Below are 20,500 nucleotides of genomic sequence, written 5' to 3' on the forward strand. Positions count from 1 at the left end.
TAGGTTGCAAATTGTATTTCGAGCTTAAATTTTTGCCATATCAAGGCGAAATATTAGTTATAGGATCGCTTGCATCAATACAGGTTTCCATGGCTTGGGTAGGAACAAGATCGATTTCGCTTCTTAAACCAACTACACACTGAGCAAAACGTATTGGTAAGAGACTGCGATCGCAAAAATTTAAAACTTCTGGGTCAACAGATTCTTTACTGTTTCTACTTATACCGACTACACAACTTGCTAATTCCTCAGGACGTCGTGCTTTTTCACAAGATGCTAGCGCATCTTTAGCTTCCAACTGAGTCTGTTTAACAATTTTCGTCAGACATGTGGATAATCTTTGTGGATAAAGTGCTCTAGCGCAAGCTTTTGACGCGGCTTCCGGACTAACATTACTATTTACTAATCTTCCCGCACATACTCGGTAACCATTTGTTTGTCTGCTAAAAACAGCATCTGCCGGACTTGGAAAAGAAATTACTACAACACCAGCAACTGATAATACTGGTACAGCGATTTTCATTAATTTATGTAGAAGCATTCCAGTACCTATATCATTGAAGTTATATTTTTGCTGTTCTCCAGTGTTCTTATACTCAGAACGTGAATTCAAAATATGCCTGTTGTTTGATTTGAATAGCATTAAATATCTCCAAACACCATAATTATTGCTATTTCATCATATTAATCTCCTTCTAGAAAGCTTGATTAATGTGAATTATATTTCTTTCCGTTAAAAGCTTTTAATTATATAACCTCAGGAAATATAGGGCTGTGGCTTGAGGTCAGAACATTTCCTGTTCCCTCTTCCCTGGTCCCTTCTTCGCAAAATATAATTTCCTAACCTATGTGCTTAATGCTGTAAATACAATTTATTGTTATGAGACGCTAGATAATTCACCCATGCTCTCAGGCAAATTAAGATATTGACAAAATTGACTAAAAAATTCTCGCATTTTTAGCCAAGGAATGTCACAATGGTATGTCTGAGTAAAATTTAAAGAGGAATATAGTTAAGGAAACTCATGTCCCGATATAGAGGACCACGTCTAAGAATTACACGCCGCCTGGGAGAATTGCCAGGATTGACTCGCAAAAGTGCTAGACGCGCTTATCCTCCCGGTCAACACGGTCAGAATCGTAAAAAGCGCTCCGAGTACGCTATTCGTTTGGAAGAAAAGCAGAAACTTCGCTATAACTACGGTCTCACAGAAAAGCAATTGCTGCGTTATGTGCGTAAAGCCAGACGCGTAACAGGTTCTACCGGACAGGTACTACTGCAATTGTTAGAAATGCGTTTGGATAATACCATTTTCCGTTTAGGTATGGCTCCAACAATCCCGGCTGCACGTCAGTTGGTAAATCACGGTCATATTTTGATTAATGGTAAAGAAGTCAATATTGCTAGCTACCAATGTCGTCCTGGAGAAGTTATTACTGTCAGGAATAATGACAGGTCACGCAAGATGGTAGAAACCAATTTACAATATCCGGGCTTGGCTAATCTTCCCAGTCATCTGGAATTTGATAAAAATACTATGACTGGTAAGGTTAACGGTCTATGCGAACGTGAATGGGTGGCACTTAATATCAACGAACTGCTGGTGGTGGAATACTACTCACGGAAAGCTTAAAAAAATCGTTGGTGGTCAATGGTCAGTAGTCAGTCAGTTAATAAAACTGACAACTGACTTGTCACTTTTTCTTAACCACCAATTTGTGACATGGTACGATTGTAGACTCCTGTCTGATTACCATTGTCGCGCTGCTTAAAGTTAATTTCTGGCTTTATTAATAACAGTTTTCTTACTTGCTCTCGTAGTTTTGCTGGACTCACGCCATTGCGTAGATCCGTTTTTAGATCCAGTTGACCAGCCTCATTTAACAAACAAGGGCGCAGCCAACCATCTGCACTCAGGCGCATTCTATTGCACCGGTCACAAAAGCATTCAGACATTTGGCTAATAAATCCCAAGGTTCCCTTTGCTCCTGGAATTTTAAACACATCTGCAGGTCCATTTCCAATAACCTGAGATTCTGTTAATCCCCATTTTCGCCGGATCCTGTCACGTAACTCCTCAGATGCGATCCAGCCCCTATCGGAAAATAATAAACTATTGCCAATGGGCATGAATTCGATAAAGCGTACATGCCATTGTTTATCTATAGTAAGTGCGGCTAAATCTAAAACTTCACTGTCGTTGACGCCTGGGATTACCACCACATTGATTTTTAACGGATTGAAACCAACTTTATAGGCAACTTGCAGCCCATTCCAAACTTTTTCCCAACTTTGCCGACCTTGGCGACCAGTAATTGCTTTAAAAGTATCTGGTTCTAAAGAATCTAAGCTGATATTAATTCTACGCAACCCAGCTTCATAAAGCTCTTGTGCAATTGGTGCTAACAAAAAACCATTAGTTGTCATTGAAAGGTCTTTCGTTTGTCTAAGGGATGCAATTTCTTTGACCAACCTAACGACTCCAGGGCGTAATAAAGGTTCGCCGCCAGTTAGACGAAACCGAGTAAAACCAAGAGGAATAAAAACTTCTTCAAGCAGGGCTAATAATTCTGTATCTGTGAGAAATTCTTGCCTGAGGATATAGTTTAATTCTTCACCCTCTGGCATACAATACTGACAACGAAAATTGCAACGATCGATTAAACTAATCCTGAGATAATCTACCTGATTCATGGCTTATTATTTTGATTTTTTATTTAATTGGATTGAGTGATTGTTGTTCAACCCAATAAATACAGGTATACCAATGTTTTTTCATTCACAAATCAGACCTGAGATTCTTTCTAAAATAAAGTTTTTTGCTTGATACAAAAAAAATCACCAAAAATTCTTTGTATAGAAAATATTTATAATTGAAAGTAAATTTGGTCCCATTTTATTTTGATTATTAACAGCAAAACCTTGACTTTTGGTAGTTGACGATAAAAAATGAATGATTTTTATTTACAATTTATACATCTTTAGAACTAGTAAATTTTATTGCTGTAATTAAAGTTAATTTCTAGCTAAAAATTCATCCAGATGGGACACTTTAAATTTGACTGCTCTTTTAATTAATCTATTGTTGCTTGTAAACTTATCACCAGAATAAAGAGCAACAATCAGGTATTTCCATATTTCCCATTGACTGGATTAATAGGGATGGATTAATACTGCAAAAGGAATATTAATATACCATCTACGACGATTGCCAAGTATTTTGTCCCAACTAACTTGCAACAGTGTTAGCATTCAAGCTTCCCTAACCTTACCGCCTACTACACGGAATTTTCTTAAAAGTAGTTGTAGTATTTGAGTAATTTTTGCTTTATTCCAAAACATAGACAAGACCAATATTACCCAAAGTACTTGCTTCTCCAAGCTTATCCCCAAACTCACAGCTTAGTAGTAATACTTGATTGTAATAATTAAGTACTTTTTGGTTTTATCCTAAATCATAATGGATACGACCAATCATTAAAAATAATGCTGCTTGATAATCTTTATGATTTATCTTTTTAGCAAATTATAAGGTCTTATTCTAATTTGATTTTCCTCTTTTTTAGAGATTATGCCTTTCCTTGTTTGTAAAGTTTGATCCCATGTTTTAAAACTTTATCTACCCCTGTAAAAACATTATCTTAAAATTTAGCTTCTTGTTGTACTGTTAAAAATCTACTTTGCTTGTGGGAATATATGTATAATTTTAAGATTTTAATATTAAACTATACAGTAAGCTGACTTATTTAGTGTAAAAAATAAAATATAGTACTGTATTTTGTTATTTAATAACAAATAAGAAAAAGCAACTCTCTTAGGAATGATATTTAGTTGAAAGTTTTATTTTGCAAGTTTTATTTTGAAAATTTTATTTCGAAAATCCCTTAATTTACTGTGATTAGCCTTGATATTTATTCACCTCAAATAGGGTAGGAAAATAATTTGCGTCGGATATTTACACAGCATGAAACTTATTTGTGCTTTTTGATGCACTGTTTTTATTGTTGTTAATTATTGCGAAGAATTACAAATATTAGAAAATTTAACGACATAAATTCATTTGATATGGTGAAATTTGATCACAGTTAAAGCAGCTAATTCTTGCCCAATCCTGTAGAAAAAAGTGGTACTCATGGATAACCATTGTCCCCAGATTGTGCAATAATAAGCCGATCGCAAACCTTACCAATTTTCAGCCGTGCAACTGACCGACAATATCAATGAGCTGGCGGAAGCTTTACAGCAGCCAGCAGATTTGACTTTTGAACTTCCCGACCCTGAAGACGATCAAATTCCCGAATCAGATTTCCTCAAACAGGTAGATGTCGCATGGCAGGTATGCGATCGCTTTGATTTACAAACGGATATTTGGCGGGGGCGAATTTTACGAGCGGTACGCGATCGCGAGAAGCGGGGTGGTGACGGTCGCGGTACTGGTTTTCTTCATTGGTTGAAGGAACGGGAAATTAGTAAAAGTCAGGCATATTCATGGATCCAACTCGCTAACAGTGCTGATACTCTTTTAGAGGAAGGAAAACTAGAGCCAAAATCAATTAATAATTTTAGCAAACGGGCTTTTGTTGAAGCGGCTAAAGCTTCACCGGAAGTGCAACAAATGGTGAGCGAAGCAGCACAAAAAGGAGATAAAATTACTCGCCGAGAAGTTAAGCAACTTGCAGAAGAATGGACAGCGATGTCCTCGGAGTTGTTACCCGAAACAGTTAAAGAAAAAGCTGCAGAAAATTCTTTACCAGCTCGCTACATTGCACCTCTGGTAAAAGAAATGGAGAAGTTACCAGAACCCCATCAAAATGTTATCCAACAAGAAATAGCTTCAAACCCGGACTTGGATACTCTCAAGCAAGTTACTTCTGAGGCGCGGAGTTTAGCAAAGTATCTCAAAGCTGCAGTCCAAGTTCAAGCTTTGAACGTGCAAGAAGTTGATATTGAAACAGCTTTGGAAGAAGCTCAAAGAGTTGGTTGTTTAAGTATTGCAGCCGATTTAGTCAATCAAGCTTCCCAGTTAGAACAAATGATTGCCAAAATGTACATGACTTGGAAGCGAATTAATAACTTGTCAGACAGATTGTATGTTGATACAGGAGCTAGCACCCCACAACTACGTTTCTTGTTGGAGTGTTTGGAACCTTTAGGTAGTGAAGTGATGGAATTGCAGTTGGGTAGTGCTGGAGAACGTAATATTAGACTCCATATTCAAGAAACTAGCGACCTACCAGATGGATTTTGATTATTTTTGATTAATTTAGAAGATGAATTTCAATCCATTTCTAATTTCTATCTGTTCTTAAAAGCACTTGAGATTACTTCACCAAGCACGCTATTTTTGCAAAGGGTCGATTTTATTCCAATATTCTATTAATAATATAAATTCTCTAAAATCTTTGATTGCATTAGGAAAACTCAAAAGTCTTCCTGATTGACATTATGCGTAAATTTATGGGAAGTTGGCAAACAGTAGCTTTGTTTGCGAAAAGCGTACCAATTCGTAGATTAAATCAAAAAATAAATACATAGTTGACAGTTTACTGTTAACTTTTGAATGCTAAATATCAAATGTTAACCGTAGTCCAAGGGGGCTTGGCTTTAGCCACAGACTGCTAACTGATAAAAGGTGTGTGATTGACAATGTTATCTTTTTACTTAACGGCTACAGCCTGGGGATTGGGGTCGATTTTATTCGCTGAACTGGTACGCGACATATACCACATGGTTTCACATCGGTGGTCTTGGCTTTATCGCCAACATGTTTGGCATCATCGTGTTTTTCGCCGTGACTATAGTGTTATTAGCGATACTGTATACCGTCAATCCCAGTGGCGTAATGATTTACCTGAATCTCTGGTAATGCTCCTATTCGGTTTCTTTGGGTGGTGGATTTGCTTTCAATTGGCTCCTGATTTTCATTGGGCTACTGTGATCGGAATACTTTATACATTAGTTTTTTTATTTAGTTGTATTGCTCGCGGTATTGGTAGCCAATGGGCAGCAGAAACTACTGATTTAACTCATGCACCTGGTGTTTTTACTGAATCACCATCTCGTTGGTTCGTCAATCGAACTTATCATTGGCGGCATCATTTTGATAATGATAATGCTTACTATTGCGGTACATTTACATTTTTTGACAAGCTTATGGGTACAGCTTTGTCTTTGAAAGGGAAAAAGATAGCTGTCACTGGTGCATCTGGCACTTTGGGACGTTCTTTATTATTACAACTACACTCACGTGGAGCTAAAGTTATTGCCCTCAGTTCCAAATCTGAGCCTATAACTTTAAAAATTAATGGTAATGATGTCAATTTTAAAACTGTTAATTGGCAAGTTGGTCAAGAAACTGAATTAAAAGAAGTGTTGGACAAAATTGACATCCTGATTCTAAATCACGGTATCAATGTTTATGGTGAAAGAACTCCCGAAGCGATCGCCAAATCTTATGAAATTAACGTTTTTTCTAGTTGGCGCTTGATGGAGTTATTTTTTGATACTGTGCGAACTAATAAAGATATGGCGCTGAAAGAAGTATGGGTAAACACATCAGAAGCAGAGGTTAACCCAGCCTTTAGCCCGCTTTACGAACTTTCCAAACGGACTTTAGGAGATTTAGTTACTCTGCGTCGGTTAGATGCTCCTTGTGTGGTGCGAAAACTAATTCTTGGACCATTTAAAAGTAATCTCAACCCAGTTGGAGTAATGTCAGGAGATTGGGTTGCAAAACAAATAATTGCCTTGGCTAAGCGAGATTTTCGTAACATTATTGTGACAATTAATCCTTTAACTTATTTACTTTTCCCAATTAAAGAGTTTTGCAGTTCGGTTTATTTTCGATTTTTCAGCAAGTACAATAATTTGTCATCTTCTGTTAATAAATCGGAACTATCAGAATTAAATATAAAAGTTAAAGGGTAATTACTAATTTATAATCTGTTAAGTTTATTCTCTACCTAAGTATTCCTTTTTCTCTGGTAATTAGTCATTTTTCATTATCGAAAAAATTACTAATTACCAGTTATTAATTAATGAAAATCAAAGGATATGTTTAAGGTAAGCAGTAAATACATTACGTTCCTGAATACTAACCTTTAGTAGGAATTATTCACTGTTTGCGATCGATGAAAAACAAATGCTAGTAACTATTTATAATACTATCTATTAATTTTATTAATACTGGAGCATAGAAAAATATTCCAATAAATGTAAATGTATTTATTGTCGCAATGTATAATAAATGAATTAAAACAGGGCGAAGTAAGATTTAGATAGATAGTTAATTTTTAATCCCCGTAGTAGCTATGCCTCTAATAAATTGACGCTGACCAATTAAAAATAAAACTATGACAGGGAGAGTAGCAATTGTCACCGCAGCCATCAGTAGTGGCCAATTACTAGTAAATTGTTCTTGAAATTCTGCTAAAGCCAACTGCACAGTCCTTAATTCTGGTCTAGTGGTAAATACCAACGGCTTAAATACATCGTTCCACTCACCAATAAAGGTAAATAAAAACAATGTAACCAAAGCTGGACGAGCTAAGGGCAACATAACCTGCCATAGTATTTGCAGCCTATTTGCTCCATCCATAGCTGCGGCTTCTTCTAACTCAACAGGAATAGTTTGGAAAAATTGCCGCATCAAAAAGATTCCAAAGCCATTTGCTGCGGTTGGTAGGATTAATGCCCCATAAGTGTTAATCAGATTTCCCCATTTAAGTACTAAGAATGTTGGAATCACCAATAACTGAAACGGAATAACCAATGTAGCTAAAATAATTAATAATAAAGCTTGACGCCCCTTAAATTTCAATCTAGCAAGGGCATAACCAGCTAATGCCGAAGTGAATATCTGAAAGCCAGTTACAGATAAAGCAACAAAAGTTGAATTCCAAAAAGCCAAAAGAAATTTACCACGACTCCAAGCTTCTTTATAGTTACTTAAAGACCAACCATCTTTCGGTATGATTTGTAAGGTTGTACCCTCAGGGGAGAACGATGTCAGTAATACTATTAACAGAGGCAATAAAACAATAAAACTCCCCAGTAGCAGTACTCCAATGTTTAAAAAGCTGAGATAATTAAAATTTAAAGATGTTTTTGACACTTAATCCATAGCAATGTATCTACTGTTTAATACTAGAGCATCTCCTGTCACAATCGTTAATTCACTGCCTTCTCGTTGTAATATTACGGATGTGATGCAATTTGTTCTTGTTTTGCTCTGTGTCATTTGTTCTGCTAAAAGCTAAGTAGTAACAAGTATGCTCGCGAAAAGCAAAAAGTATAAATGTAGTGAAAATTATAGTGTACTTGCTAAGTTAAATTAAAGCTCAGTAATACTGCCCTAAATGTCACAGGGTATATTCAATTCTCCTAACCCACAGTTCTCGTCTAAAGGAGTAAACGTACCATGCAGCAGCTTGCAAATCAATCCGAAATGGATTATCAAAGTGAGATTTACAAAGATGCTTATACTCGTGTCAATGCCATTGTGATTGAAGGGGAACAAGAAGCCCATGAAAATTACATCCAACTAGCACAACTGCTGCCAGAACATATACAAGAGCTAACTCGTCTCTCAAAGATGGAGAGCCGTCACAAAAAGGGATTTGAAGCTTGCGGACGCAATCTCAAAGTGACTCCCGATTTGGAGTTTGCCAAGCAATTTTTCTCTAAATTACATCAAAATTTTCAGACAGCTTTCTCAGAAGGTAAAGTTGTTACCTGTTTGTTAATCCAGTCTTTAATTATTGAATGTTTTGCAATTGCGGCATACAACATTTATATTCCAGTTGCCGATCCATTCGCGCGCAAAATAACCGAAGGTGTGGTGAAAGACGAATACACTCATCTTAATTTTGGCGAAGTATGGTTAAAAGAACACTTTGAGGAATCCAAAGCTGAATTGGAAGAAGCAAACCGTCAAAACTTACCCATAGTTTGGCAAATGCTAGAACAAGTAGCTGTAGATGCTGAAAATATGGCTATGGAAAAAGACGCCTTAATTGAAGACTTTATGATTCAGTATGGTGAAGCTTTAAGCAATATTGGTTTCTCTACTCGTGAAATTATGCGTCTTTCTGCTTATGGACTGAGAGCCGCTTAATAAGCCAAATAACACAATTACAAAAGTGCTGAGTCGATGGATACGGTTATTGGTGCGGTAATACATTAAATTCAAAGAAAGTTTAAGGAAAAATTTAATCAGACATTCTTTAAAATTTCTTTTGCCTTTAACTCCTCATTAATAACTGTTCCTGAAGACGTCCCCTTGGGGCGTCTTTACTTGAAAATCATAATTTCAAAACTTCAAAACATTTATTCCACGTTTTACACGAGGCAAACGCCCGTTGGCAAATAGTTCATGTTTGGTCTAATCGGACATCTTACCAGCTTAAATCACGCCCAATCAGTAGCAAAAGAATTGGGTTATCCAGAATACGCCGACCAAGGTTTGGATTTTTGGTGTAGTGCTCCCCCTCAAATTGTTGACACTATCACAGTAACCAGCGTTACTGGACAAAAAATTGAGGGGCGCTATGTTGAGTCTTGCTTTCTACCGGAGATGTTAGCTAATCGTCGAATTAAAGCTGCAACCAGGAAGATTTTAAATGCAATGGCTCATGCTCAAAAGCATGGCATAAACATCACTGCTTTGGGTGGTTTTTCTTCAATAATTTTTGAAAACTTCAAATTAGAGCAATTTCAGCAAGTCCGAAATATCAAACTTGAGTTTGAACGCTTTACAACCGGAAATACCCACACTGCTTACATAATTTGTCGGCAAGTTGAGGAAGCATCAAAGCAATTAGGAATAGAACTTCAGAATGCAACAGTCGCAGTATGTGGCGCAACCGGAGATATTGGTAGCGCAGTCTGCAGATGGTTGGATACAAAAACCGAGGTTCAGGATTTATTGCTGATCGCCCGCAACCAAGAACGCTTGCAAAAATTGCAAGCTCAACTTGGACGGGGAAAGATTATTGGGATGGAAGATGCATTTCCCCAAGCCGATATTATCGTTTGGGTTGCGAGCATGCCAAAGGGCATGGAAATTAATCCAAAAAATTTAAAAAAACCTTGCTTAATGATTGATGGTGGCTACCCTAAAAATTTAGCGACAAAAATTCAACATCCAGACATACACATACTTAAAGGCGGAATTGTAGAGCATTCTCTTGATATTGACTGGAAAATCATGAAAATAGTCAATATGGAAGTTCCCGCTCGTCAGTTATTTGCTTGCTTTGCCGAGTCAATGTTACTGGAGTTCGAGAAGTTACATACTAACTTTTCTTGGGGACGAAATCAGATTACCGTAGAAAAGATGGAGCAAATAGGTCGAGTATCCGTAAAACACGGATTTAGACCATTGCTTGTTGGATAACGAGAAGTTGAGAGTTGGCGGTTGACTATTAACATCACAATCGTTAACTGTTAACTGTCAACAACCTCATCTGGGATGTTCTATCTTGGTAGTTTACTTATTTAGTTTACTTCTTGAATGTCTCCGAGCAGAGTTTAACAAAGCCCAAAAAAATAGAGCCCAAAAATAAACTCGGCTTTTAACTATTATTTAGGAATTATGTAAACAGGGTAGGAAAATCGCTATTTGTGATGACTTACTACCTAGATTAAGCCCAGGGCTGCAAGATAAGAAGCACTACCTAAATTTTCTCCTCTAAAAAACTAATTGAGTTTTAGAGGGATTTTTTAGTCCCGAGCTCAGGTAAGATCTATTATTTAGCCCTTAATTTCCCCGATATACCAACAAAATCTCTATAATTCAACAATTATCACTTTAAGAATGGCTACTACAGAGCGCAAACCGCTACTACTAGATTTTGAAAAGCCGCTAGCAGAACTTGCTAATCGAATTGAGCAAATTCGTCAACTTGCTGAGGAAAATGGCGTCGATGTTTCTAGTCAGATTCGTCAACTAGAAACACGCGCTATGCAATTACGTGAAGAAATTTTCAGTAGCCTGACACCAACACAACGACTACAAGTAGCTCGTCATCCGCGACGCCCTAGTACTTTAGATTACATTCAAGCGATTACCGATGAGTGGATGGAACTACATGGCGATCGCGGTGGTTCTGATGACCCGGCTTTAGTAGGTGGAGTTGCTCGTTTGGGCGGACAGCCGGTGGTAATGTTGGGTCATCAAAAAGGTCGGGACACCAAAGATAACATTGCTCGTAATTTTGGGATGGCTTCTCCCGGTGGTTACCGCAAAGCAATGCGCCTAATGGAACATGCCAATAAGTTCAGTATGCCGATTATAACTTTCATTGATACTCCTGGAGCTTTACCAACAGTGGTAGCCGAACAAGGAGGTCAAGGAGAAGCTATTGCTTATAATTTACGGGAAATGTTTCGCTTAGAAGTACCAATTATCTGTACGGTGATTGGGGAAGGAGGGTCCGGTGGTGCATTGGGAATCGGTGTAGGCGATCGGTTAATGATGTTTGAACATTCTGTATATACCGTTGCTACTCCTGAAGCATGTGCTGCAATTCTTTGGAAAGATTCTTCTAAAGCACCGCAGGCAACTTTAGCACTAAAAATTACTTCTAACGACTTAAAAAATCTTGGTATTATCGACCAAATATTAACCGAACCAGTTGGTGGCGCTCATTCAGACCCTTTACAAGCTGCCCAAACTCTCAAACAAGCTTTGTTAGATAATCTTGAAGAATTGGTTCGCCTAACTCCCCAACAAAGACGCCAGTTGCGCTATGAAAAATTTCGCGCCATTGGATCTTTCCAGGAACTAGATGTTTCTTAAAAGTAGGAATTTTTAGTTTAAATAAAACAGCAATGCTATAATTGCCTATGGCACGTAAAGATTTTTAACAATCTTCTCAGCCATAGGCATTTGTACTTTTTTTACCAATTAACTCGATAGTACAGGGTGGTTTGTACCGGACTAATTTATTTACTTTAAGACCATGAAATACAAGGTCCGCCAGGATATGTCCTTGCAGAGTAGCCGCTATCGGTATTCAAGGCAAGCTGCTTATTTCTTAGTGAGAAATATGTGTGTGCCTTAGAATCTATTTGATAATTCGACGAGTCATATACCCGTTGAAGGGAGTATAGCAGCAATCATCAAAAAATTTTGAATTTTAAGCACAGCTTAATCTATCCAGGCCAAGAGACTTCAATAATGGGATAGATGTGCGGTCAAAGCGTTCGAAATATTGGAAGAAAGCATGAGTGTGGAGCAAAAAAAAACTGCCCTAATTACCGGGGCTAGTAGTGGTATCGGTAAAGCCACCGCTTTGGAATTTGCAAAAGCGGGGATAGGTATTGCTTTAGTCAGTCGAACAACTGATAAGTTGGCAAAGGTCGCATCTGAAGCTCAGGCGTTGGGGGTAAACTCAAAATTTTATCCTCTTGATTTAGAAAATGTAGAAACAGTGTCAGAAAATATCCAGAATATTATTGGTGACTTTGGGAATATAGATATTCTCGTCAATAATGCTGGCATTGGTTATACAGGGACTCTAAGTCAAACTTCACTATCTGATTGGCAACGGGTAATAGATTTAAATTTAACCAGTGTCTTTCAGTGTATTATGGGAGTCTTACCAGCGATGCGCGATCGCGGCACGGGGACAATTATTAATGTTTCCTCTGTTGCAGGAAAACAAGCCTTTGCCGGTTGGGGAGCTTATTGCGTCAGCAAAGCTGGTTTAATGGCTCTTTCTCAAGCTTTATCGCAAGAAGAACGTCCTCACGGTATTCGCGTGACAGCGATTTGTCCCGGTGCTGTAAATACTAGTATCTGGGATACTGACACCGTGAATGCGGACTTTGACCGCTCTAAAATGTTATCTCCTGAAGATGTTGCTCGCTCGATTCTCTATGCTGCGATGTTACCAAAGCAAGCAGTTGTAGATGAATTAACACTCATGCCAAGTGCAGGCGTTCTGTAAATTTTCGTTTGTGAATTTCCGTTCGTGAATTTTTTCCGCGAACTCTTTTTCACCAACTCCTTTATTTGTGAATTATTGCGTTCGTGAATCGTTAGTTATTTGTGAACTGTCCATCATCCAAATTGATTGTTGAGTTGACAGGATACTTCAATTTTCTTGTTTTAAGAGGGTTTGAAGAGAAAAACAAAAGGCAAAGTTTTGGTTTTGTGTCGTAAAGCTCAGAGGATAGTATATGCGCTTTCCAGTGTAATGTTTTTACAAGTATTTAAGGTTGTCAGCCTTAAAATATATGAGTATTGAACCTCGCAAACCTTAATTCTCTCACCAACTTGTCAGATTCTTAATTCCCAAATTCACTATCTTCGATGGGTGTCTATCTAACTAATGACAATTGTCCGTAACAGCAAATAAACAGGTATTTCACAGACAAGCTATACGCTTGTCGTATCTATTTTTCGATTATTTCTTTTTCGACTTAAATCGACTCTGTTAACTACAGACAAAAACTAAAAGACATCATGACTATCGTTCGTTCCAACGGTTCCAACGGCTCCAACATCTCCCAATCTCCTCTGATTCCCGATTTAGCAGATGTTATAAAAAGTAAAAAAGAACAAAACATACCAAAGCCAGAATCACCAGAGCAGATGGAGCGGATGACCGATGCAGTTCGGACTCTGCTCGAGGGAGTTGGAGAAGATCCGGAACGGGAGGGATTACTCAAAACCCCACAGCGTGTCGCCAAGGCAATGCAATTCCTTACCAGTGGTTACAAGCAGTCTTTAGAAGACATCATCAATGGTGCAATTTTTGATGAAGGTCATGACGAGATGGTACTGGTTAGAGATATCAATCTCTTTAGTCTTTGCGAACATCATATGTTACCTTTCATGGGTAAAGCTCATGTTGCTTATATTCCCAATCAAAAAGTTGTCGGGTTGAGTAAATTAGCTCGCATTGTTGAAATGTATTCTCGTCGGTTACAAGTACAAGAGCGTTTAACCAGACAAGTGGCTGAAGCCGTACAAGAGATTCTTGAACCAAAAGGAGTTGCAGTTGTAATCGAAGCAACTCATATGTGCATGGTAATGCGAGGTGTACAAAAGCCGGGTTCTTGGACTGTTACCAGTGCAATGGTAGGGGTATTCGAGCAAGAGCAAAAAACCCGAGAAGAATTTTTTAATTTGATTCGCCACCAAGCAGCATTTTTCTAGATGTTGGGGACTAGGGATAGCACTGCGTCCCGCCTTGCGATATAGAGCCTGCGGATCTGCCGACGCCGCAGGTGACGGCTCCGGATCCGTAGGTAGCGCAGCAATAGGTTGCGCAGCTATAGTCAGAGCCTTCGGCGTCGGCGGCTCGGAACGTGACGTTAGTCATAGCCTCTAGCCTCTAGCCTCTGGGGACTGGCTGTTGGGGATTGATTGGAGCTAATCCCTAATTCCTAGTCACTAATCTCCAATAGCCAATTGCTCAAATAACTTTGCCACTTTATTCAAATCTTTATCTCCTGGAGAGCGTTCCACACCACTCGATAAATCAATCCCACTGGGACGAATCAAAGCTAAAGCTTCTAAAATATTGTCTGGAGTTAATCCCCCAGCTAAAAACCAAGGCAAACCGGGATTAAATTGCTTTAAAGTCTGCCAATCTATCTTTTCTCCCGTACCTCCCAATTGTTGGGGATGATAGGCATCAAGTAAAAGTGTATTAGCCTTTGCAAGGTAAAATTCTACTTTACTTAAATCATCAGCAGCTTTAATTCGTAAAGCCTTAATAATTTCTATATCGGGCAGATTGTCTCGTAATTGTTGGCAGAATTCTGGCGATTCGTCTCCATGCAACTGGATGCCCGTTAAGCTTGAATTTGTGGTAATGTGAATTATTTCTTTTATGGAAGAATTAGCAAATACACCAATTTTGTCAGTATCTTCAGGGACTTGTTCTACTACTGCTCGAATTTGATTGATGTCAACATAGCGTGGAGAGGCTTTAACACAAATAAACCCCAATGCTGTTGCCCCTAAAGATGCAATTTCCCTACCTTGCTGTGGTTTTGTAATGCCACAAATTTTAATTCGCATGACAGTTTATAATTTTGTATCACACAATACAGAAAAAAATATATTTTTGACGGAATACCCGCTTCTTTATCTGGAACTTATAATTTTGGTGGTTTATATACATTTTCCATTCAGGAGAAAGAAATTTGATCTCTTACTTACTGTCAACTGCAGCTAATGTACCCGTAACACCTATGTGGACTCCCCAAGTAGCGGGAATAATTGCTGGCAGTTCTATAGTATCTCTTTTATTGACGACAAAAATTAAGTACCCTAATATTGGACCAAAAATGCCCCTTGTCCCTATCAGTATCCCAGCATTTGTTGGTGCAATGTGTTTTGGTCATATCCTCGGTATCGGTATTGTATTGGGATTGACTAATATTGGTACTTTGTAAATTAGGAATTCTTCTAGAGGTTGACGCCTAAGGAGATTTTAAAGTTTTAGAGGCGCTCGATTGCAGCGTCTCTACTAAAAATTTTTTGTGTCTATAACTCTGACAGACATCTCTTTCACAAACAAATTAAAAATATCATATAGCACTACGCGCAAGTCATTAGCCTACCGTAAGGTAGCGGCTCCGGATCCGTAGGTAGCGCAGCTATAGCTAGAGCTCTTATGGCGGGCGTCGGCGTTAAACCTTGCGGTATGCTGCACTTACGCCTTTAGGCGCGTCTCAGCCTCTAGGGTGCCCGTAGGACATAACAGACCGCGCCTATGGCGAACAAAAGTTTACTACTCACAGGTTTGAGTATTCATAAATGTCCTAACCTAATTACGTAGTGCTATAAGTAAAATAATTTTTTAAAATTTTCATTGATAATTCTTATTTTCTAAGACTATTTTGTTAATACTACTTTTATAGTATCCACTCAATATAAATTATGAATTACAAGGTTAAGTTGAAGCAAATATTTAGCACTTGTAATTTTTTATTATATGTATCAACTTTAGATTGTATGACTTCTAGTTTCTAAAGCTGTCAATAAGGATTTGAATCTTTAGGATACATCAATTGATAAAAGAATTAGAATAATAAAAAGAATTAACTAATTAAAGAATAAAAAATAAAAAGATGAAAATAATTAACTTGTGTATCTGCCCTCAAGCATAGGAAATCTTTAGTTTCAAAAAATAGTCATGCAAACAAACTGGAAAATAGGATCGTTATTTGGAATCCCATTATTTTTAGACCCCCTATGGTTTGTGATTTTGGGGTTAGCAACTCTAAACTTTGGTATAAATTATCAAGAATTAGGATCTGTTATTGCTTGGGGTGCTGGTGTAATTATGGCACTGCTACTATTTGGTTCGGTGCTATTACATGAATTGGGTCACAGCTTAGTTGCAAAATCTCAAGGAATCAAAGTCAATTCAATTACGTTATTCTTATTTGGCGGTGTTGCTGCAATTGAAGAAGAATCCAAAACTCCTTTCAAAGCCTTTCAAGTTGCAATTGCTGGACCTTTGGTTAGTATTGCCTTATTTTTTCTCCTAAGTTTGACATCTGAAGTATTTTCTAACACTAGTGTTCTGGGTGTTATGTTGGGGGACTTGGGTCGAATCAACTTAGTCTTAGCTTTATTTAACTTGATTCCCGGTTTACCTCTGGATGGTGGACAAGTTTTAAAAGCTGCATTATGGAAAGCTACGGGCGATCGCTTCCAAGCGATACATTTAGCTGCAAGGACGGGTCAAGTTTTAGGTTATTGTGCAATTGCTCTTGGTTTATTAGTAGATTATTTGACTGGTGAACTGGTTACTGGTCTGTGGATAGCACTTTTGGGTTGGTTTTGTATTCGTAATGCTACAAGTTACGATCGCGTCAGTGTTTTACAAGAAACTTTACTCAAAATCACTGCTAGCGAAACCATGACGCGGGACTTTAGGGTTGTGGATGCAGATCAAACAATTCGTTCGTTTGCAGATTTATATCTTTTAGAAACAAATCATTCTCAGGTATACTTTGCCGAATCTGATGGGCGTTATCGGGGTATGGTGTCCATTGATGATTTACGTGTTATTGAGCGCAGTCAATGGGAAAGTAAAACTTTAAATGACATTGTTCATCCCTTAACGGAAATTCCTAGCGTGACGGAAAGTACAAGTATCGCAAATATTATTAATAAACTAGAGAATGAAAACTTATCTCGAATTGTAGTGCTTTCACCTGCTGGTGCAGTTGCAGGAATCATTGATAAGGGCGATATCATTAGTATCTTAGTGCAAAAATTACAACTGCGAATTACACCGGCGGATATTAAACGAGTCAAGGAAGAAGGTAAATATCCACCTGGTTTAAACTTAGGAGCGATCGCGAAATCAGCAATCAACTAACTTAGCGATCAATAAATTGGTTCTCGAACTTTTTCATTATTCATTACTGTTTTACTAGTCATTATTATTAGTTTAAAAAATGCAACTGATAATAATGACTAATAATTAACTGAATAAATATTCTTGGGAAATATTGGGGAGTAAGCAACCCATGGCTAAAAGTCTGTGGACTTCAGCCCAGTTCAAAGAAGTTAGTCGGGATAATATTTAACTGTCCTTCCAACTGATACTAAGTCCAGGTTAATTACCCCTTTTTAGAATCAGAGAGGGAAGTATGGGAAGTGTGGGGGTAAATCCCAAAAAATATAAAGGGGTTTTAAAAATCGGATTTGGTATAACAACTAATCGCCGGACTTCCCGACTGGCTTACGGACAACCCCAAAGCTGCAATCTTAAGTGCAGCATTAACATCAGCATCATATTTAAATTTAAATTTAAATTCATATTCATATTCATATTCATATTCATATTCAAATCTAAATCTAAATCCAAATCCAAATTTCAACCTAGATACTTTTGTCCCGTAACATACCACTGTAGATTCCTGGCTTGGAATCTTCTATTACTACTGCACCTGCTGTTTTTTGATAAAACTCCACAGCACCAGCACCACCAATCACAGCATAAGCGTAACCTTGTACCCGCATGTCGTGTAAACTTGCCAATAAAAGTGCTCTTCCTACTCCACGTCCTCGTGCTGCTTCATCAACCCCCATTGGACCAAAAAAATTCTTGCAGGTGGATTCATAACAAGCAAAACCAATCAATTTTTCTTTTTCAATAGCTATCCAGCAACTAGGTGGTTTATTATGAAAAGAAACATCGCACTCACTTACCCAATGGGAATTGAAGTGTTTCTCAACCCAAGCCAGAACTAAGTGTTTCTCGGGTGCGATCGCGCGACGGATAATAATACCTTCCTGTTGTTTTTTATCCATTTCTGCTTCTAAGGAAGGCAAGTTATAAAGTTTAACTAACATGTCTGGCATAAGCTTTTGAAGTAGTAATTTAATTAGTCATTTATTAAATACAGCTGGAAAAATTTCCGTGCTATATACTTGGTCAGGATTTAAGATATCTGGACTTTAGCCCCGCTATGGATATAGTTTGACGTTTAGTTCGGATTTGCACTGTATCTCCTAGCTACCGCTAAACAAGGTTCTGTTATTAAGTTTTACGCCAGAACTTGCAGCGTCCGATGGAGACTCCCAATCCACACATATCCATATGTTTTTCCATTTAACAAAAGTAGAATACAGGAGTCGGAATCGGGGCTGTGGTATCAAACCACATTGCAAGACAAGATTTTGTATTCCCTAAACCTTTGGTTCTCATTGAAGGAATTGTATAAGTCCTGACATTTTTGAAAATAGCAGATTGCTTGCAATTCGTATGAAAAAGAACAATAAAACTTTTATGATGTTCTGGGATAGGGTATTAAAAATATGTAACTACACGGAAAATTTAAGGTGAATAATTACCGATTAAATCAGCAAATCCAATTTATTGTCGAAATAGATAAACTAAAAACAGTATTACGCCAAACTATGCTCACCGATGGTTCTCGAAGAGAAAACAGTGGAGAACACTCTTGGCATTTGGCTATGATGACAATGATTTTGGCTGAATATGCACCGTCTGAAGTCGATTTGTTCCATGCAATGAAAATGGTGCTAATTCATGATTTGGTTGAAATAGATGCTGGCGATACCTTCTGTTTTGACATTCAAAATAATAAAAGCAAGGCTCAAAGAGAAGCCGCAGCAGCTAAAAGATTATTTGGAATTTTACCAGAAAATCAGGGAAAAGAATTACATTTACTCTGGGAAGAGTTTGAAGCGAGAGAAACCCCATCTGCTAAATTTGCTGCAGCTTTAGATCGCATACAACCAATGCTAAATAATAAAGCAACAAAAGGTGGTACCTGGCAACTTTATAATATTACACACGAGCAAGTAATGAAAAGAATGGCTCCTGTAGAAGAAGGTGCACCTCAATTATGGAATCTCGTTCAAGAAACTATTGAGGAATGTATTGCGGCAGGTTATTTACAGCCTCCTAAATCTACCACGACGACTCAAGGTTAGAAAGATTTATGCCTAGCTATCTGAGTTACAGACTACGGTAAGTCAGGTAGAAAGCTAAGAATCAGGTCAAGTACATTACACTTCTGAATCCTGTCTTCTGACTACTTAATTCTGTTGTATTTCTCGATCGCTTCTTAAATTTTCAAATATATTATTTGAATATATTGACTTGAATATATTGGCTTAAATATATTGGCTTAAATATATTGGCTTAAATATATTGGCTTAAATATATTGGCTCTAAAACAGTTTCACGAATTTCACCATTAATTTTTTCCAGTTTATAGGCTTTGGCTTGGGGACGAGAACTTACCACTTTGTGTAATGTATCGTCAATGAAGTGCAAACCGACTCCATCATCTGTAGCATACCCATCGCTGACTAATCCTTGCGCTCGCAAATTATGATATGCAGGTCTTCTTTCTGGTTCGCTATCGTAGTGGGGACAATTACTGCCTTTAATTAAGCCCAAACACGGTAATACCGTGATCAAACCAGGTATTGAATCTGTTAAGCCTTCCTCAAACCAACAAATCGAACCCGCACTCAATCCCGTCAGAATTACTCCTTCCTCCCAAGCTTCTCGTAAAATGCGATCAAGTCCCCATTCTTTCCACAAAGCCATTAGATTTTTGGTGTTTCCACCTCCGACGTAAATAATATCTTGTTCCAGCAAGAAAGACCTTAGGTCAGCTGTGTGTGGTTGAAAAAGTGATAGATGTGATGGCTTACATTGCTGACGTGAAAATGCTGAATAGAATTTGACGATATATTTATCGGAGTCGCCACTTGCTGTGGGAAGAAAACAAATTTTAGAAGTTTTCTGGTTCGAAACTTCTAAAATATATTTATCTAGTCGAGGATTTCCTGGCTCCATGGAAAAGCCTCCACCACCCATCGCTACAATTTGTCGAGAAAGATTATTTGTTGTCATTTATAAGTTTCACTCATACACTTTTGAGATATATTAATTGTATCCCCTCAAAATTCCGGGGTAAGGAGTTACTCAGGTATCCATGACCAACCAAAAGGATTAGAAGAGGACTTATCCCGAATTA

Annotated in this window: 17 protein-coding genes; 11 read left to right on the top strand and 6 right to left on the bottom strand. The window is 37.9% G+C overall.

Going from position 1 to position 20,500, the window contains the following annotated elements; all coding sequences use genetic code 11:
* Nucleotides 1–40: 40 nt before the first annotated feature.
* Nucleotides 41–643: a hypothetical protein gene (locus tag BC008_RS39205; RefSeq protein ID WP_235596008.1), complete on the bottom strand. Its 603-nt coding sequence runs from the start codon at nucleotides 641–643 to the stop codon at nucleotides 41–43.
* Between the two features lie 382 nt (nucleotides 644–1,025).
* On the opposite strand from BC008_RS39205, the gene rpsD reads away from it, so the two are divergent.
* Entirely contained in the window at nucleotides 1,026–1,634 is a 609-nt protein-coding gene (rpsD, locus tag BC008_RS39210; protein ID WP_027841708.1) for a 30S ribosomal protein S4, read from the top strand.
* A 71-nt stretch (nucleotides 1,635–1,705) separates the two neighbouring features.
* On the opposite strand, the gene moaA is transcribed toward rpsD, so the two are convergent.
* Entirely contained in the window at nucleotides 1,706–2,695 is a 990-nt protein-coding gene (gene moaA / locus BC008_RS39215) for a GTP 3',8-cyclase MoaA (RefSeq protein WP_027841709.1), read from the bottom strand.
* Between the two features lie 1,504 nt (nucleotides 2,696–4,199).
* Between moaA and BC008_RS39220 the strand changes: the two genes are divergently transcribed.
* Nucleotides 4,200–5,249: a hypothetical protein gene (locus BC008_RS39220; protein ID WP_027841710.1), complete on the top strand. Its 1,050-nt coding sequence runs from the start codon at nucleotides 4,200–4,202 to the stop codon at nucleotides 5,247–5,249.
* 398 nt (nucleotides 5,250–5,647) lie between these two features.
* Complete coding sequence (locus BC008_RS39225; RefSeq protein ID WP_036264849.1) at nucleotides 5,648–6,928, top strand: bifunctional sterol desaturase/short chain dehydrogenase; 1,281 nt, start codon at nucleotides 5,648–5,650, stop codon at nucleotides 6,926–6,928.
* 358 nt (nucleotides 6,929–7,286) lie between these two features.
* Here the strand turns inward: BC008_RS39225 and BC008_RS39230 are convergent, their stop codons facing one another.
* Nucleotides 7,287–8,114 (bottom strand): carbohydrate ABC transporter permease, encoded by an 828-nt coding sequence (locus BC008_RS39230; RefSeq protein ID WP_027841711.1) that lies wholly within the window; start codon nucleotides 8,112–8,114, stop codon nucleotides 7,287–7,289.
* 306 nt (nucleotides 8,115–8,420) lie between these two features.
* On the opposite strand from BC008_RS39230, the gene BC008_RS39235 reads away from it, so the two are divergent.
* The 5 genes from BC008_RS39235 to folE all read left to right on the top strand — a co-directional run bounded on the left by BC008_RS39235 (nucleotide 8,421) and on the right by folE (nucleotide 14,168).
* Nucleotides 8,421–9,116 (top strand): aldehyde oxygenase (deformylating), encoded by a 696-nt coding sequence (locus BC008_RS39235; protein ID WP_027841712.1) that lies wholly within the window; start codon nucleotides 8,421–8,423, stop codon nucleotides 9,114–9,116.
* A gap of 258 nt (nucleotides 9,117–9,374) precedes the next feature.
* A complete protein-coding gene (locus BC008_RS39240; protein WP_027841713.1) occupies nucleotides 9,375–10,397 on the top strand; it encodes a long-chain acyl-[acyl-carrier-protein] reductase in 1,023 nt (340 codons plus the stop codon).
* Nucleotides 10,398–10,817: 420 nt separating this feature from the next.
* Nucleotides 10,818–11,801, top strand: coding sequence for an acetyl-CoA carboxylase carboxyltransferase subunit alpha (locus tag BC008_RS39245; RefSeq protein WP_027841714.1), 984 nt, complete (start codon nucleotides 10,818–10,820; stop codon nucleotides 11,799–11,801).
* A 427-nt stretch (nucleotides 11,802–12,228) separates the two neighbouring features.
* Nucleotides 12,229–12,954 (top strand): SDR family oxidoreductase, encoded by a 726-nt coding sequence (locus BC008_RS39250; RefSeq protein ID WP_027841715.1) that lies wholly within the window; start codon nucleotides 12,229–12,231, stop codon nucleotides 12,952–12,954.
* A gap of 518 nt (nucleotides 12,955–13,472) precedes the next feature.
* A complete protein-coding gene (gene folE, locus BC008_RS39255) occupies nucleotides 13,473–14,168 on the top strand; it encodes a GTP cyclohydrolase I FolE (protein ID WP_027841716.1) in 696 nt (231 codons plus the stop codon).
* Nucleotides 14,169–14,405: 237 nt separating this feature from the next.
* Here folE and BC008_RS39260 read toward each other — a convergent pair whose 3' ends face one another.
* Complete coding sequence (locus BC008_RS39260) at nucleotides 14,406–15,038, bottom strand: phosphoribosylanthranilate isomerase (protein ID WP_027841717.1); 633 nt, start codon at nucleotides 15,036–15,038, stop codon at nucleotides 14,406–14,408.
* A gap of 125 nt (nucleotides 15,039–15,163) precedes the next feature.
* Between BC008_RS39260 and psaK the strand changes: the two genes are divergently transcribed.
* A complete protein-coding gene (psaK, locus tag BC008_RS39265) occupies nucleotides 15,164–15,415 on the top strand; it encodes a photosystem I reaction center subunit PsaK (RefSeq protein ID WP_072207810.1) in 252 nt (83 codons plus the stop codon).
* Nucleotides 15,416–16,158: 743 nt separating this feature from the next.
* Nucleotides 16,159–17,355 carry a site-2 protease family protein gene (locus tag BC008_RS39270; RefSeq protein ID WP_027841718.1) on the top strand — a complete coding sequence of 399 codons (1,197 nt, stop codon included), beginning with the start codon at nucleotides 16,159–16,161 and terminating at the stop codon, nucleotides 17,353–17,355.
* Between the two features lie 506 nt (nucleotides 17,356–17,861).
* On the opposite strand, the gene BC008_RS39280 is transcribed toward BC008_RS39270, so the two are convergent.
* Entirely contained in the window at nucleotides 17,862–18,344 is a 483-nt protein-coding gene (locus tag BC008_RS39280) for a GNAT family N-acetyltransferase (protein ID WP_027841719.1), read from the bottom strand.
* Between the two features lie 480 nt (nucleotides 18,345–18,824).
* On the opposite strand from BC008_RS39280, the gene BC008_RS39285 reads away from it, so the two are divergent.
* Nucleotides 18,825–19,442, top strand: a complete 618-nt coding sequence (locus BC008_RS39285; protein ID WP_027841720.1) for an HD domain-containing protein — start codon at nucleotides 18,825–18,827, stop codon at nucleotides 19,440–19,442.
* 211 nt (nucleotides 19,443–19,653) lie between these two features.
* Here BC008_RS39285 and BC008_RS39290 read toward each other — a convergent pair whose 3' ends face one another.
* Entirely contained in the window at nucleotides 19,654–20,376 is a 723-nt protein-coding gene (locus BC008_RS39290; protein WP_036264851.1) for a Type 1 glutamine amidotransferase-like domain-containing protein, read from the bottom strand.
* Nucleotides 20,377–20,500 lie beyond the last annotated feature (124 nt).

It is taken from the genome of Mastigocoleus testarum BC008 (assembly GCF_001456025.1).
GTDB classification, from domain to species: domain Bacteria; phylum Cyanobacteriota; class Cyanobacteriia; order Cyanobacteriales; family Nostocaceae; genus Mastigocoleus; species Mastigocoleus testarum.

What these genes read in the sequence shown, in the direction of transcription:
- BC008_RS39240 (WP_027841713.1), top strand. Translation starts at nt 9,375, where the DNA reads ATGTTTGGTCTAATCGGACATCTTACCAGCTTAAATCACGCCCAATCA.
- BC008_RS39290 (WP_036264851.1), bottom strand. Translation starts at nt 20,376, where the DNA reads ATGACAACAAATAATCTTTCTCGACAAATTGTAGCGATGGGTGGTGGA.
- BC008_RS39245 (WP_027841714.1), top strand. Translation starts at nt 10,818, where the DNA reads ATGGCTACTACAGAGCGCAAACCGCTACTACTAGATTTTGAAAAGCCG.
- BC008_RS39225 (WP_036264849.1), top strand. Translation starts at nt 5,648, where the DNA reads ATGTTATCTTTTTACTTAACGGCTACAGCCTGGGGATTGGGGTCGATT.
- BC008_RS39205 (WP_235596008.1), bottom strand. Translation starts at nt 643, where the DNA reads ATGCTATTCAAATCAAACAACAGGCATATTTTGAATTCACGTTCTGAG.
- BC008_RS39250 (WP_027841715.1), top strand. Translation starts at nt 12,229, where the DNA reads ATGAGTGTGGAGCAAAAAAAAACTGCCCTAATTACCGGGGCTAGTAGT.
- moaA (WP_027841709.1), bottom strand. Translation starts at nt 2,695, where the DNA reads ATGAATCAGGTAGATTATCTCAGGATTAGTTTAATCGATCGTTGCAAT.
- BC008_RS39270 (WP_027841718.1), top strand. Translation starts at nt 16,159, where the DNA reads ATGCAAACAAACTGGAAAATAGGATCGTTATTTGGAATCCCATTATTT.
- BC008_RS39235 (WP_027841712.1), top strand. Translation starts at nt 8,421, where the DNA reads ATGCAGCAGCTTGCAAATCAATCCGAAATGGATTATCAAAGTGAGATT.
- BC008_RS39280 (WP_027841719.1), bottom strand. Translation starts at nt 18,344, where the DNA reads ATGCCAGACATGTTAGTTAAACTTTATAACTTGCCTTCCTTAGAAGCA.
- BC008_RS39260 (WP_027841717.1), bottom strand. Translation starts at nt 15,038, where the DNA reads ATGCGAATTAAAATTTGTGGCATTACAAAACCACAGCAAGGTAGGGAA.
- rpsD (WP_027841708.1), top strand. Translation starts at nt 1,026, where the DNA reads ATGTCCCGATATAGAGGACCACGTCTAAGAATTACACGCCGCCTGGGA.
- folE (WP_027841716.1), top strand. Translation starts at nt 13,473, where the DNA reads ATGACTATCGTTCGTTCCAACGGTTCCAACGGCTCCAACATCTCCCAA.